The sequence below is a fragment of the Sphingomonas sp. NFR04 genome, assembly GCF_900114095.1.
Taxonomy (GTDB): Bacteria; Pseudomonadota; Alphaproteobacteria; order Sphingomonadales; family Sphingomonadaceae; genus Sphingomonas.
This window is the reverse complement of the sequence record NZ_FORV01000001.1, coordinates 452,094-466,601: the sequence shown is the minus strand read 5'-3', so window position 1 is coordinate 466,601 and position 14,508 is coordinate 452,094. Positions and strand designations below refer to the sequence as shown.

10 protein-coding genes are annotated in these 14,508 nt (G+C 66.1%); 2 read left to right on the top strand and 8 right to left on the bottom strand.

The annotated features are described in order from the left end of the window. The 3 genes from BM009_RS02090 to BM009_RS02080 all read right to left on the bottom strand — a co-directional run bounded on the left by BM009_RS02090 (position 1) and on the right by BM009_RS02080 (position 6,144). Positions 1-1,794, bottom strand: a complete 1,794-nt coding sequence (locus tag BM009_RS02090) for an alpha-amylase family glycosyl hydrolase (protein ID WP_093293265.1) — start codon at positions 1,792-1,794, stop codon at positions 1-3. Then, positions 1,791-3,302 (bottom strand): tryptophan halogenase family protein, encoded by a 1,512-nt coding sequence (locus BM009_RS02085; protein WP_093293263.1) that lies wholly within the window; start codon positions 3,300-3,302, stop codon positions 1,791-1,793. The genes BM009_RS02090 and BM009_RS02085 overlap by 4 nt, the downstream gene beginning before the upstream one ends. A gap of 64 nt (positions 3,303-3,366) precedes the next feature. After that, positions 3,367-6,144, bottom strand: a complete 2,778-nt coding sequence (locus tag BM009_RS02080; RefSeq protein WP_254772165.1) for a TonB-dependent receptor — start codon at positions 6,142-6,144, stop codon at positions 3,367-3,369. A 305-nt stretch (positions 6,145-6,449) separates the two neighbouring features. On the opposite strand from BM009_RS02080, the gene BM009_RS02075 reads away from it, so the two are divergent. Then, the gene (locus tag BM009_RS02075; RefSeq protein WP_093293258.1) at positions 6,450-7,478 is read left to right on the top strand and encodes a LacI family DNA-binding transcriptional regulator; all 1,029 of its coding nucleotides are present in this window, start codon (positions 6,450-6,452) and stop codon (positions 7,476-7,478) included. After that, positions 7,475-8,971: an MFS transporter gene (locus BM009_RS02070; RefSeq protein ID WP_093293256.1), complete on the top strand. Its 1,497-nt coding sequence runs from the start codon at positions 7,475-7,477 to the stop codon at positions 8,969-8,971. Before BM009_RS02075 ends, BM009_RS02070 begins: the two co-directional genes overlap by 4 nt. 292 nt (positions 8,972-9,263) lie before the next feature. On the opposite strand, the gene BM009_RS02065 is transcribed toward BM009_RS02070, so the two are convergent. From BM009_RS02065 to BM009_RS02045, 5 genes are all read right to left on the bottom strand, one after another. Then, positions 9,264-9,875, bottom strand: a complete 612-nt coding sequence (locus BM009_RS02065; protein ID WP_254772110.1) for a PEPxxWA-CTERM sorting domain-containing protein — start codon at positions 9,873-9,875, stop codon at positions 9,264-9,266. A 185-nt stretch (positions 9,876-10,060) separates the two neighbouring features. After that, positions 10,061-11,041, bottom strand: a complete 981-nt coding sequence (locus BM009_RS02060) for a class I SAM-dependent methyltransferase (RefSeq protein WP_217644153.1) — start codon at positions 11,039-11,041, stop codon at positions 10,061-10,063. Positions 11,042-11,115: 74 nt separating this feature from the next. Continuing rightward, on the bottom strand, positions 11,116-11,766 hold the full coding sequence (locus BM009_RS02055; RefSeq protein ID WP_093293254.1) for a response regulator: 651 nt from the start codon (positions 11,764-11,766) through the stop codon (positions 11,116-11,118). Continuing rightward, positions 11,763-13,394: a sensor histidine kinase gene (locus BM009_RS02050; RefSeq protein WP_093293252.1), complete on the bottom strand. Its 1,632-nt coding sequence runs from the start codon at positions 13,392-13,394 to the stop codon at positions 11,763-11,765. Before BM009_RS02050 ends, BM009_RS02055 begins: the two co-directional genes overlap by 4 nt. Next, positions 13,385-14,488 (bottom strand): glycosyltransferase family 4 protein, encoded by a 1,104-nt coding sequence (locus BM009_RS02045; protein ID WP_254772109.1) that lies wholly within the window; start codon positions 14,486-14,488, stop codon positions 13,385-13,387. The genes BM009_RS02050 and BM009_RS02045 overlap by 10 nt, the downstream gene beginning before the upstream one ends. Positions 14,489-14,508: the final 20 nt, after the last annotated feature.

Here is a 14,508-nt window from a genome sequence, read left to right as displayed (position 1 = left end):
TCACTTGGAGGCTCCGGCCGCGCAGACGGCATAGCCGAATGCGGGAAGGGAAAGGGTGAGGCTGCCGGGAGCAGCGGCGCTGGCGGGGCAGGCGCCCGCCAGGGTGCGGAAGCTGGTGGAGCCGGTCTCGACCTGGATGTTGCCGGTCCAGACCTCGGGGCTGGTGTTGAAGGCGATCACGGTCTCGGCGCCGGTCCTGGGATCGAAGCGCGAGACGGCGAACAGGCCGGGCTTGTCGCTGGCGAAGCGGGTGACCTGGCGCCCGCGGGTGAGGGCCGGGTGGCTGGTGCGCAGCCGGGCAAGCATGGCGATCTCGCGGAACAGCGGGTGACCGGCGTTGAAGCTCGGCGTGGCGGTGGTTGCGTCGGTGCCGAGCAGCTTGTTGTCGTTGTAGCTCGCCACCTTGCTGCCGAACATGTCCTCGCGGGCATCCTGGTCGTTGCCGTCGCTGACGAAGCCCTGCTCGTCACCCGAATAGATGGTCGGCACGCCGCGCAGCAGCAGCAGCATCGCCTGGGCGAGCTGCACGCGCTGCAGCAATTCGGCCTGACCGATCTTCGGATTGGCCTGCCGGATGAAGGTGGCAGCGCGGCCGGCGTCATGGTTGCTGACGAACGTAGGCAAGCGATGCGCGGTCTTTTCGCCGCCCTCGTACAGCACGTCCGCCGCGAAGACCTTGGCGAGGCGGTCCGTACCCTTGCCGCCGGCAACGTCGATCACCGCCTGGTTGAAGGCGAAGTCGAGCACCGCCGGGAACTTGTCGACGCGGGTATGCTGGGCGAGCGCCGCCACCTCGGGATCGGCGACCTCGCCGAAGATGTGGAAGTTCGGGATGCCCCTCGCCTTGGCGCGGGCGAGCATGGCCGGGACAAAGGCCTGCCAGAATTCCGGGTTCACATGGCGCGCGGTGTCAATGCGGAAGCCATCGACGCCGAAGCGATCGATCCAGCCGCCAAAGATGTCGATCATGCCGGTGACGACGCGCGGATGTTCGGTCATCAGGTCGTCGAGCCCGACAAAGTCGCCCATGGTCGAGCTCTCGCCCGCGAAGGTCGAGTTGCCGCGATTGTGGTAGTAGATCGGGTCGTTGAGCCAGGCGGGCACCTTCACGTTCCGCTCCGCCTCGGGGACGATGGGCGTGTAGGCATAGTCTGGCCGGGTGAGCTTCGCGAAGTTCGCGGCGCTATGATCGCCATCGCCCGCGAAGCCGGGGTTGATCGCTGCCCCGGCGACGCCGCCCTTGCGGCTGTACGGATAGTCGGCGCGGCTGCGATAGCTACAGTCGCCGCACTCCTTGAACTGGATCACGTCCGCAGTGTGGTTCACCACGATGTCCATATAGACCTTGATGCCGCGCTTGTGCGCCGCGTCCACGAGTGCCTTGAACTCGGTGTTGGTGCCGAAATGCGGATCGACCTGGGTGAAATCGGTGATCCAATAGCCGTGATAGCCGGCCGATTCCTGCCCCTTCGGCCCTTGCACCGGCTTGTTCTTGAAGATCGGCCCGACCCAGATCGCGGTGGCGCCCAGCGCCTGGATATAGTCGAGCCGGTTCAGCACGCCCTTCAGGTCGCCGCCATGGTAGAAGCCCTTGGACGCGGGATCGAAGCCGGTCACGAGCCGGTCGCCGGTCAGCCCGCCGCGATCATTGGCGGTGTCGCCATTGTCGAAGCGATCGGGGAGGAGGAAGTAGAGCACCTCGTCCTCGGGCAGGCGGTCGCGATAGGTCTGCGCCATGGCCGGCGTCGCGGCTAGCGCGGCGGCGAGCAGGGTGAGGGCAGTCGAACGGATCATGCGGCAATCTCCGCGTCCGCAGCGCCGTGCGCGCGGACGAAGTCGCTATGGGGGAGCATCTGCGCGACTTCGCGCGCATTCAGCTTGGCGAGAAGGTCGAGATATTCGGCGATCTGCGCGCGCGGCGGCTGATCGGCGAGCGGGTGATATCCCCGTGCGGTGACGCCCTGGCCGACCAGCACCTGCAGCCAGGCGACGTCGCTGAACAGGTCGCCCTCTTCGCGGACGATCTCGCCGGTGCCGCGCCAAAGCGCGATCTTCTCGGCAAGGCCGTCGGGCAGAGGAACCTCGCGCCGTTCGCGCCAGAAGGGCGCGTCCCGGTCGTTGGCCCAGTAATGGAGGATCAGGAAATCGCGGATGCGCTCAGCCTCGTGCGCGGCCTGCAGATTGTAGCTGTCGCGAAGCGGCGCGATTGGGCGGCGGCCGGGGAGCAGCTTGAGAACGCGCTCCACGGCGGACTGAATCATGTGGATGCTGGTCGATTCCAGCGGCTCCAGGAAACCACTGGCGAGGCCCAGCGCGATGACATTGCCTGCCCATGCCGCGTCGCGCCGCCCGGTGCGGAAGCGGATCGGGCGCGGATCGGCGAGCGCGGGTTCGTCCAGCGCGGCGAGCAGCCGGGCGGCGGCTTCGTCGTCCGAGAGGTGTCGGCTGGAATAGACGATGCCGTTGCCGGTGCGGTGCTGGAGCGGGATCCGCCACTGCCAACCTGCGTCGTGGGCGGTGGCGCGGGTATAGGGGGTAAAATCGCGGGCGCGCGCGCTCGGCACCGCGAGCGCGCGGTCGCAGGGCAGCCAGTGCGACCAGTCCTGATAGCCGACGCCCATCGCCTCGCCGATCAGCCGCGCGTGGAAGCCGGTGCAGTCGAGGAACAGGTCGCCCTCGATGCGGCGGTCGCCGTCGAGGTGGAGCGCCGCCACGTCGCCGTCCTCGCCGTTGCGGATGACGGCTTCGATCCGCCCCTCGTGCCGCACCACGCCGCGCGCTTCGGAATAGGTGCGCAGGAAGCGGGCATAGAGGCCGGCGTCGAAGTGGAAGGCATAGGGCATTTCCGGCAGTACCCGGGCGGTGCGGGCAGGGCCGCGCTGCATGCGGTTGGCAAGCGCGGCGACATTGTTGAGCGCATAGGCGGCCAGCGGCTCGGCCACGCCTTCAGCCATCCCGCGCAGCCAGGTGTGGCGGAAGGCGAGCAGGCCGTTGTCGCGGCCGACATCGCCAAAGGCGTGCATGTAGCGGCCGCCCTTGGTCCAGCCGACGAACTCGATCGCCAGCTTGTAGCTCGCCTGGGTGGCCGCGACAAAGGCGTCCTCGTCGATGCCGAGGCTGGCGTTGAACATCCGGATCTGCGGGATGGTCGCCTCGCCGACCCCAACCGTCCCGATCGCGTCGGATTCGACGAGCGTGATCGTGAAGCCGGGGCCGAGGAAGCGGACCAGCGCCGCCGCGGCCATCCATCCGGCCGTGCCGCCGCCGGCGACGACGATGCGATATGGTGCTGCGACTGCCATGGCGCTCCCCCTCCGGTGCCGATGGATCGGCCCGGTCTCCGCGAAGAGACCGGGCCGCCGAACATCAGAACTTGTACGTGATGCCGAGATAATAATCGCGGCCATAGCGCTGATATTCGCGCACCAGGCGAGTATCGCCCGCCTCGGTGGTGATGAACGGCGCGTCGGTGAGGTTCTTGGCTTGCGCCAGGATCGCCAGACCCTTCAGCGGACCGGTCTGGAACTCATAGCCGATCTGGGCATCCAGCACGCCTTCGGACTTGCCGGTGCGGAACTCCGGATTGGCCGAGAGACCCGCCAGCTCCGCCAGGAAGCTGTCACGCCAGCGATAGGTGGCGCGCGCCTGGAAGCCGTTCTTCTCGTAATAGGCGGTGCCGGTGGCGATCCACTTTGACTGGCCGGGCAGGGTGACGGGCGTGTTCGGGTTGCTGCCATAGACGACGCGGCTGTCGACATAGGAGCCGCTGGCGAAGACGCCGAACCCGTCGAGCGCCTGTGCGAACATGCTGAACGGCACCGACGCGGTGGCCTCCACGCCGAGGATGTCGCCGCGGCCGGTATTGTCCGGGGTCTTCACCAGGCCGAACTGCGCGTTCTGCGCCCGCACGATCGCCTGGGCCGCAGGCGGCAGGGCGTTGAGCAGCGCCGAGAAGTCGTACAGGGTGCTGTTGTTCGGATCGACGAAGTCGGTCAGGTGCTTGTAGAAGCCGGCCACCGAGAGATAGCCGCCGCCGCGCAGATACTTTTCCAGCGAGATGTCGATGTTGGTCGACTGGTAGGGACGCAGGCGGAAATTGCCGCCGTCCGAGCTGAACGGGCTGTTCTGCGGCAGGCTGCCCAGGCCGAGCTTCGACAGGTCGACATTCACCGCTTGGGTGATGCGCTCCTGGTCGAGGCGCGGACGCACCATCGTCTGCGCCGCACCCATCTTGACGTAGAAGGTGGGGACGAGTTCGAGGCTGAACGTCGCCGAGGGCAGGAAGTTGGTGTACTTGGTGTTGTCCGCGACCGGCGCCACGGTCACCACGCCGCCGTTCAGCGCGGCGATCGCGCCCGACGAGCCCTGGTCGGTGTGCACCACCTGCAGGCCGAGCGAGCCCTTGAGCGCCTTGCCACCGACGGTGCCGTCGATCGTCAGCTTGGCATAGCCGGTATAGACCTTCTCGGTGACGGTGTTGTCGCGCACCAGCGAGCCGGGACGATTGTCGAACACCGGCCGCAGCAGGCCATAGACCTTGAGCGGATCATAGGTCAGCATCTTCGGCACGCCGAGATAGGCGAGCGCCACCTGCTGCCCAAGCACCGCGTCCGAAGGCACTGCGAAGCTGGTCGGCGTGCCGCTGGCGATCGTGCAGCCGGTGCCGGCGCCCGGCGGGCAGAGGAAGTAGGAGGTGTAGCGGCTCTGCTTCTCGCGACGGCTGAAATTGCCGCCGACTTCCCAGCTCTTGACGATGCTGCCGCTGAACTCGCCGTTGAAGCTGGCGCGCAGCGACTTGAGGTCGTCCTCGAAGTCCGGACGGTTGAGGAAACCGGCCTGCACCACCGACTGGGTGCCGTTATAGCCCCAGCCACGCGGATCGGTAAGGCTGATCACGCCCGTGTTGGTATAGTCCAGCGTCGGCACGATGCTGTAGGTGCCGTTCGCATTCTGGTTGATCTTGATCGTGTCCTTGACGCCGGACTGGTTGTAGCCGGTGCCCGAATAGGTCTCGAGCAGGAAGTCGGTACGGGTGGCGTGGCTCCAGCTGGCATCGACGACGAAGTGGATGCTGTCGCTCAGCTTGAAGTCGTTGTTCCAGCCCAGCGAGATGTTCTCCGCCTTGCGCTGGTTATAGTCGTTGCGCTGCACGGCGACGACATCGGAGATCGTCGCGGCAGTCACCAGGCCGTTCTGGACGGTGTAGCCCGGCTGGATCGTGGCATTGGAGCCATAGGCCGGCGCAATCGGGAACTCGATGCCGCGCAGGCGCTGGGTTTCCTCGAAACGCGAATAGAGGCCGTCGAAGGTCGAGTGGAAATTCTCGCTCGGCTCCCACTCTACCGTCGCAACGCCGCCATAGCGCTTGAGCAGGTTCGACTGCACATAGGGCTTGGCGCCGCCGAGGAAGAGGTTGTTGCCGGCGTTGGATTCGGCCGGGAAGCCCCAGGCGGCGTAGCGCTCGATCTGGGTGGGCGTGTTCTGCGCGGAGAGCCCGATCGCGATGCCCAGCGTGTCGTTCGCGAACTTGTCGACATAGGTCGCCGAGGCGCGATAGCCGTAGCGGGTGCCGTCCGGATTGAGCTTCTTCTGCTCGTTCATCTGGCCGCGCGCGGCGACAACGAAGGTGCGCTGCGACTGGGCGAGCGGGCGCAGCATGCGCAGGTCGACCGTGCCGGCGATACCGGCCGCAATCAGCGAGGCGTCCGCCGACTTGTAGACGTTGACGTTCTTGAAGAATTCCGACGGATACTGGTCGAACTCGACGCCGCGATTGTCGCCGACGGTAACCTGTTCACGGCCGTTGAGCAGCGTGGTGGAGAAGTCGGGGCCGAGGCCGCGGATCGACAGGCGCTGGTCGCGGCCCTCGAGGCGCTGCGCGGTGACGCCCGGAATGCGCGCGAGCGAGTCCGCGATCGAGACGTCGGGAAGCTTGCCGATGTCTTCGGACGAGACCGAGTCCACGATCATCGTGTTGTTGCGCTTGATGTTCGCCGAGCTGGCGAGCGCGGCGCGGAAGCCGGTGACGACGATCTCGCCGGGGCCGTTATCCTGCGCGTCGGCGGCGGGGGTGCCGCTGTCCTGCGCGAAGGCGGCGGTGGTGAAGCTGAAGGCAATCGCGGCGGCGCTGGCGCCGAGAGCGATGCGAGCGGCGCGACGGCCGCGGAAGTGGCTGAGCAACGTGTCTCTCCCCAATCTTTGTCTCTACCCCGGCTCGTGGGTGGCCGGATGGATGCCCGCCCCATGCGGGATGCGCCGGATCTGCGCAGTGCTGCATTCAATCTTGCAAAAGGGGGTATGGAGGCCAGCCGCTCACATACGTATTCAGCCCCGTTTCGGACCCGCTATGGCCTTTTGGCACCAGTCGCCCGATTGACGGGCCGGTCCTGCTGCGCTCATGCATAATATGCGATGCGGGGAAGACGCCCGCACGCCGTGGAGGGACCAGAATGGGCATGCAGCGCAAGCCTACATCGTTCGACATCGCCCAGCTCGCGGGCGTCTCGCAGCCGACCGTGTCGCGCGCGCTGCGCGGCGAGGCGGGGGTGAACCCTGCGACGCGGCTACGTATCGAGTCGATTGCCAAGCAGTTGAACTACCGGGTCGACAAGGCAGCCTCCAATCTCCGGACCCGGCATTCGCAGACGCTGGCGCTACTCTTCTTCGAGGATCCGACCTCCGACGACTCGCTGATCAATCCCTTCTTCCACTCGATGCTGGGCTCGATCATCCGAACCTGTGCCGAGCATAATCACGACTTGCTGATCAGCTTCCAGCAGCTCTCCAGCGATTGGCACACCGATTACGAGGATGCGCGCAAGGCCGATGGGCTGATCCTGCTCGGCTATGGCGATTTCGAGCTGTACCGCGCGCGGCTCAAGGCGCTGCAGGACGCCGGCACCCATTTCGTCCGCTGGGGATCGGTCCTTGCCGAGGGCGCCGGGCTGACCATCGGCTGCGACAATCGCGGCGGCGGGGCGGAGGCGACGCGGCACCTGCTCGGGCTCGGTCGCAGGCGCATTGCATTTTTGGGTACGGCGTCGAGCCACTATCCCGAGTTTCACGAGCGCTATCGCGGCCATGCCGAAGCGCTGGCCGGGGCGGGGTTTGTCGCCGACCCGGCGCTGCAGATCGACGCGATCACCACGGAGGAGTCCGGGGCGGCCGCAGCACAGGCGCTGCTCGATAGCGGCGCGGATTTCGACGCGATCCTCGCGGCGAGCGACCTGATCGCGATCGGCGCGATGCGGGTGCTCCAGGCCGCGGGCAAGCGCATTCCAGAGGATGTTTCGGTGATCGGTTTCGACGATATTCCCGCGGCGAGCTCGGCGAGCCCGCCGCTCACCACCGTCATGCAGGATGCCCGGCTCGCGGGCCGCACGCTGGTGGAGACGCTGATCGGGCGGATCCGCGAGCGGCCGGTGGGTCCGGCGCTGCTCCCCACCAAGCTGATCGTCCGCAAGTCGTGCGGGGCATGAGGGTGGAGAAGCCGCGCCAGTCCTTCGCGGGCCTGTGGAACATCAGCTTCGGCTTTTTCGGCATCCAGATCGGCTTCGCGCTGCAGAATGCGAACATGAGCCGGATCTTCCAGTCGCTGGGTACGCGGCTGGACGACTTGCCGGCCTTGTGGGTGGCGGCGCCGCTCACCGGGCTGCTGGTCCAGCCGATCATCGGGCACCTCAGCGACAAGACCTGGCTGGGGCGGCTCGGGCGCCGGCGCCCCTATTTTCTCGGCGGCGCGATTCTCGCGGCGCTCGCGCTGCTGCTGATGCCGGAGAGCCCGGCCTTGTGGTTTGCCGCGGGGCTGCTCTGGGTGCTCGACGCCTCGCTCAACATCTCGATGGAGCCGTTCCGCGCCTTCGTCGGCGACATGCTGCGCAAGGACCAGCACAGCGCCGGCTATGCGGTGCAGACCGCCTTCATCGGCATGGGCGCGGTACTGGGGTCGATCTTCCCCTGGGCGCTCGAGCATCTCGGCGTCTCGAATGCGGCGGTGGCGCACGGCGTGCCCGATACGGTGCGCTACGCCTTCTGGTTCGGTGGTGCGGCGCTGTTCTGCTCGGTGCTGTGGACGGTGCTGACCACCCGCGAATACAGCCCGGCGGAGATGGCGGCCTTCGACGGTCCGGCGGTCGAGGATCATGACGCGGCGGTGCGGCTGCTCGCGGCACGCCGTCCGACGGCGGGGCTGTCGTGGATCGTTCTGGGCGCGCTGGTGGTGATCGGCGTCTGGCGGTTCGCGCTGGAGAAGGAAGTCTATCTGCTGGGCGGCCTGCTGGCTGCCTATGGCCTGGCGCAGATCGTCGCGGTCCTGCGGTCGCGGGCGGGTAGGGCGAGCATGCTCGGCCATATCGTCGGCGATTTTGCCGGCATGCCGGTGCTGATGAAGCGGCTGGCGGTGGCGCAGTTCTTCAGCTGGTCGGCGCTGTTCATCATGTGGATCAACACCACCCCGATCGTAGCGGGTGCCTTTTACGGTTCGCCCGATCCCAAGAGCGCCGGCTATCAGGAAGGCGCCAACTGGGTGGACGTGCTGTTCGCCACCTATAACGGCGTCGCGGCGGTGGCGGCGCTGACGCTGCTGCCGCTGCTCTCGACGCGCTTCGGCAAGGCGCGCACGCATATCTTCGGGCTGCTGTGCGGCGCGGCGGGCTATGCGAGCTTCTTCCTGGTGCGCGACCCCCAATGGCTGATCGCCAGCGAGATCGGCATCGGCATCGCCTGGGCGTCGATCCTCGCCATGCCCTATGCGATTCTCGCCTCCAGCCTGCCCCAGGCCAAGCTGGGCATCTATATGGGGCTGTTCAACGTCTTCGTGGTCGTGCCGCAGCTGCTCGTGGCGACGGTGATGGGTTCGATCATGAACCGCTTCTTCCCCGGGGAGCCGATCTGGACCATGGCATTCGCCAGCGGAACGCTGCTGCTGGCGGCGCTGGCGATGTTGCGGGTGGCGGCGCTGTCGCGGGAGTGAGGGCAACTGCCGTCGTGCCTGGTTCCGGGTGGACGGTCCCAGCCACGACGGCAGCGATCTGCAGTTTCGTCCGCAAGGCCGGCGCCGCTCGAGACGCGGCAGGCGCGCCCCGAAATCACCGCATCCGAGCGGCGGCGAGAGGGCAGCATCCGCAGCAGCCTCCTCCCGCCTACGCCGGCATGCGATGAAATCCCGCACGCGACGATGATGCTCAAGCAATCCGGCGGATGGACGCCCAGGTGAACGCGGCTCTAAACAGACCCTTCCGTTGAGGATTCAGGCCTCCGGCACATCAGGCACACGCGGACCGCATCTTTTCGCTGCGGCGACGGCGCAAGGCTGCACCGGCGATACCAGCGCCGGCGATCATCATCGCCCAACTGGCCGGTTCGGGTACAGCACCCGACTCGGTGCCAAAGAACACCAAGTGTGAAGCTTCGCGGGGGTTGCTCTCGTACGGAATATCCATCGTGCTCCAGCTTCCGCTGCTGGTTGGAGCGATCTTGTAGAGGACGAAATTGGGCCCGGCGCCGACCGCGACATAGTCCACCAGGAAGCCGGGCGTCGACCATGACCCGAATGCCTTGCCGGTAAACAGGCCGGGCGTCGTTCTCGTATCGAAAAGGAAGGAAAGCGCGATGTCGGGAGTTCCGCTTCCCATCGCGTGAAGGAAAGCATTATATGCGTTCTGAGCGTTGATGTAGCTCTTCGCGTTCATTGCATCAGGATCGCTCGTGATGTCGCCTTCGAATAGGCAGCCCGACGAAGAGGACACGGACACGCATTTCTGCGAGATAACCGTGGAAGCGCTCGCGATGCTAGGGGTGGCAATTAGTGCAACGGCGGCTGCCGCTGCCCGCATATATGAAGAGTTCATACCGTCCGCTCCCTGGAAATTATCCATCTCAGGCTGCGATGTTAGCCGAACCGCATTTTTCTCAACAAGGCGAGCAAAGGGGGTAACCCGTGCCGAACGCCGTCATCGCAAAGCGGCTACGCGCCGGACCGGCAGGGCCGATGGCTACCCCGAAATGGCGAAGTTCCCCAGGATGCGGGGCGCTTGGGTGAAGGCAATGCCGTGGAACATGCCTAGCAATGAGCGCCGCGATAGAAATCGATGATGCTGTCGGGATCGACAGTGACGAGGGAGCGCCTTCCTAGAAAATAGACCCCGCTTGCCGCGTCCGAGGCATAGCTCGGGGGTATGAACTGGTCGAACAAGCGTAGCCAGGCGAAAGCCAGCTTGCACATTTTGCCTGCCAATCTCGAGCGGAACAAGGAGCGGGCGAAATAGTCCAGAGACCAGATGAGCTGCGTTCCCGGTCCGCCACTGACGCCCGAATCGATCATCTCGAATTGCTTGAACAGATAGCGGTGGCCGCTTTCCGTGAAGCGGGTGAAGTCATAGGCGCCCTCGTGCACCTGCTGCAGAAACGGTGTTTCGGCGTAAACGAGGCCATTCGGCTTCAGCACGCGCCAGATTTCCTGGACGACCCGCTGCGGCTCCAGCACATGTTCCAGCACCGCCTGAATCACCACGGCGTCGCAGGAAGACTCGGCCAGCGGAATCTGGTGTGCATCGGCGACGAACTGGACGTTGGGCGAGGCGTACAGGTCGAAGGCGATCACCCGAAGGTCGGGATCGTCGTAGAGCGCGCCTAGGCCTTGTCCGATCGTCCCGCCGCCAATGACGAGCACCGTTGCCCCGCCACGACGCGGCAACGCATGGATCAGGCGATCGATGTTTCGCCTGGTCGACTCTTTCTCCGGCGAAACCAGGCGTTTGACGTGGTGAAGAACGCCGCGATGGCTGGGGCGCGCGATCGCGCTTTGGGCAGCCTGTGCAAGCAGTTCTTCTCGCTTTCGGACCGAACACCGGAAATCGATCAATACCGGGGTGCCGCCGACCTCAGGATAGCATTGGGCGCCGGCGTGGCTGCGCAGCACATCGCCGTCGCGGACCAGCGGGTGCAAGCTGACCGGGCAGCGCAGGATCGATTCCAAGTCACAAAGTTGCGCCAGCATCTTCCTCACCAATGCAAACGCGCCGATCGCTTCGGGCGCGGGCACGTTTGTAGGCCAGGAACGGCGCCGACAAATCTATCGCGGGATATACCTCTTGGGAGGCAGTTGGCCCGATGTGGCTAGTCGCGATATTGCGCCCGGACGCCGGGTCGCCTGCTCGCGGCGATGGCAAGCGCTGTGCGGTTGTCGACCTGAAGTTTCGCATAGATGCTGTGCAGGTGAATCTTGACGGTCCCTTGCGCCAGGCCAAGTTGGTCGGCCACCTCCCGGTTGGACAGTCCGGCGGCTACCCGTTCTGCCACCGAACGCTCCCGTGCGGTGAGCATGTCGAACCCGCCGCTGACTTTCGTGGCCTCCGCGGTTTCTCGGATTGCGGGCTGGACGATGGCATGCGGGAGCCAGCGGCCGCCCTTGGCAACGCGCGCCAAGCACGAGAGCAGATCCGCGGACGGTGAATCCTTGAGCACGATGCCGTGCACGCCCGCCGCGATGGCCCGGACAACCTGCTCTGCATGGATGCATCCGGACAAGAGGATCACGCGGATCGGCCAGCGGTTGCGCGCGATCCGGCTCATTACTTCGAGGCCGTCCAGATCTGGCATCGCCACGTCCAGCAATGCCAGATCGGGCTGATGCCGTGCCAAGGCATCGAGCGTATCCCGCCCGTCATAGCAGCTCGCCAGAACGCCGATATCCGTGCTTCCGGCAATGAGATCGCGGAGGCCGCGGCGGATCAGCGGGTGATCGTCTGCGATAACGATCGTCGTCATCCCACGCACTCCGCGGTGGGAATCTGAAGATGGACGCGCAGCGCACCATCGGTCGCGGTGACATCCATTCTGCCGCCCAGGTCCGTCACGCGGCTTTCCAGCGATCGCGGCCTTGGCAGCGTGTCTCGCCGGCCGCCATTGCCATTGTCCCGGATCATTACGTCGACGAGATGACCGCGTCCGGTGACCGCGATATCCACCGCAGTGGCGGCGCCGTGCCGTGCCGCGTTCGCCGTGGCTTCCGAGATCATCAGGCAGAGCTCGGCGAGAACGGGCTCCCGCACGGTCAGATCGGGAGGATCTACCTTGAGCGACAGATTGCAGTCCCACTGCGCCCTGAGCGGATGGGCGAACAGGTTCAGCTGATCCGCGAGATGGTGGTGGCAATCAGGCATCGAGGGCGTGCCGGCGACGTGACGTCGGATGCTCCGCTGGCGCTGGCGGAGCACATCCGATGTCCGGGCCAGGGTTTCACGCGGCGCCCCGTGCAGCGCACGCTCCGCGGCGTCGATCTGCAGGATTGCGGCAGTGAGGTCCTGGAGGACGCTGTCGTGGAGGTCGCGGGCGACCCGCATGCGCTCCTTGATCGCGGCGGTCGACACATGTTCTTGGATCAACGCGAATTGCTCGAGCTCCATCGCAATGCGCGACGCGACGATCCGCATCAGCAGCATTGCGTCCTGATCGGTGACGGCGGGGTCGATGACGACGATGGCGCCGCGAAAGCGGATCGATGCAAAGCCCGTGACGAAGGCGGCGGTCCATTCGGAGCCGATAAGGGCGTCGATCAGGCGCCGTCTCCTGCCCTGAACGATCTTGAGCGTTCGGCCCAGCGCATCGTTGAACAACGAATCGTCCACGATGGCGGGGGCATCCTCAAAGCGCATGCAGCCATCGGACGACATGGCCATGTGCGTTTCTGCCTGATCCTGGTCCCGCCAGATGACGACGATCTGCCGCGCGCTCAGCACGCTGGCTGCGTGCCGCAGCGATGAGGCGAACCAGGGGCGGTTTTCCTCGACAAGGATGTCGTGCGGCCAGGAAGCCAGTTCCCGCAGGCGGGCGTTGCTGCGGTCGCGGTGGGTAGCGAAATAGCCGAGCATGATCACGGTCAGCCAAACCGAGACCGAGCGCAGGATCAGGAAGTTGGTTTCGGGGTCGCCGTCGGGGGCAGTGGTCAGCGCGGCGATAATCAGGATACCCTGCAGCGCTGTCGCGACGGCAAGAATTCCGCGCCATCGCCAGCGTAGCGCCGTCGAGATCAGGGCGTATGAATAAAGCGCAAAGACAGGGCTTTCCAGTTCGCCGGTGACTTCCACCAGCAGCCCGATCATCAGCGTGTCGACCAGCGTGCACGCCAGATCGCCCATGCCCTGCAGCAGGCGGGTGCAGAGCTTCAGCAGCGCGAACAGCACGTACGCGATCAGGATCGCATAGGCCTGCTGGACGAAATTGGAGGGCTGGGTCGGGTCCAGATAGATGGCGAACAGCACGAACAACGCGGTGACAACCCTGCCAGCCTTGACCAGCATCTCCGCATCGTCGCCGTACAGCGCCAGCCATCGCGCGGCAGGATTGAGATTTCGCCGCCGCCTGGCGAAAGGAGAGCTGGGCGCGGTCACCGCCATCGGCGCTCCCCGGACCGGGTGCCGAGCACATCCTCGTACAGATCCATGATCGCAGTCGCATGGTGCTGTTCGCCGAACCGACGATGGGCGGCGATCGCCGCCGCATGCACGGCGGCGTTGCGGCGCTCGCTGTCCGCCCGAAGCGAGAGCGCGGCACGCGCCATGGCCTCCGCATCATCGGGTTCGACGAGGGTGCCGAACCGCCCTTCTTCGAGCGCCTCCGCATTGCCACCCGACCGCGTCGCGACGATCGACGTGCCCACCAGCATCGCCTCGGCCAGCGTGCGCCCGAGCGGCTCGTCCACGGCGGGCACCATGAGCAGGTCGCAACCAGCGATCCAGTCGATGCCGGGATAGCGGAAGCCCATCAGCCGGATCGCGGATTCCGCGCCGCGGGCCCTGGCATGTTCCGCCAGCGCGGACTCGTCAATTTCCAGCGGCTCGCCGAAAAGGGCGCCGACCACGGGCGTTCCCGGCTCGATCCGCTGCATCGCGGCGACCGCATCGATGAAGGCGAAGGGGCGCTTGCGTGGAATCAGGACGCCGAAGAACCCGATGATGAAAGTCTCGGGAGGGCATCCGAGCTCCGTGACCAATCGCGCCCGGGCCTCGGTACGGTTCAGGCTGAGCTGGGCACTGATCGGGCTGTAGACCACGCGCGCCCGACGAAGCTTCCTTTCGGCCGGACCGAGCGCGAAGCGGGACACGGACACCACCGCATCGGCAAGGTGCGGAGCGACGAGGCGGAGTCCGCGTGAATTTGGCGAGCCGCGGTGGTGCCAGACGAGCTTCGCGCCCGACATCTTGGTAGCGAGGCTCCATGTGGCGCAGCTCCGCCCATCGTTCAGATGGACGAGGTCGATCCCTTGCCGAGCCAGCTGCCGCGCCAATGCCCCCGAGCAGCGGCCGATGCGCGCCAGCTCCTGCAAGCCGACGCTCCTGCCATGGCGAAGCGCGGCGCCGGCGGCTGCCACTTCGACGCGGACATCAGCACCGCGCATCAGGTTCGCGATCCTGCCTTCCGCAGATTCCACGAGCACGACAGGGTCGAAGCGGCTCCGGTCCAGCCTCTTGAGAAGTCCGAGGACGGACAAGTGGCTCCCGCCGATCTCGT

Coding starts and splice junctions, on each gene's coding strand:
- BM009_RS02090 (WP_093293265.1), bottom strand. CDS start 1,794: ATGATCCGTTCGACTGCCCTCACCCTGCTCGCCGCCGCGCTAGCCGCG.
- BM009_RS02085 (WP_093293263.1), bottom strand. CDS start 3,302: ATGGCAGTCGCAGCACCATATCGCATCGTCGTCGCCGGCGGCGGCACG.
- BM009_RS02075 (WP_093293258.1), top strand. CDS start 6,450: ATGGGCATGCAGCGCAAGCCTACATCGTTCGACATCGCCCAGCTCGCG.
- BM009_RS02070 (WP_093293256.1), top strand. CDS start 7,475: ATGAGGGTGGAGAAGCCGCGCCAGTCCTTCGCGGGCCTGTGGAACATC.
- BM009_RS02065 (WP_254772110.1), bottom strand. CDS start 9,875: ATGGATAATTTCCAGGGAGCGGACGGTATGAACTCTTCATATATGCGG.
- BM009_RS02055 (WP_093293254.1), bottom strand. CDS start 11,766: ATGACGACGATCGTTATCGCAGACGATCACCCGCTGATCCGCCGCGGC.
- BM009_RS02050 (WP_093293252.1), bottom strand. CDS start 13,394: ATGGCGGTGACCGCGCCCAGCTCTCCTTTCGCCAGGCGGCGGCGAAAT.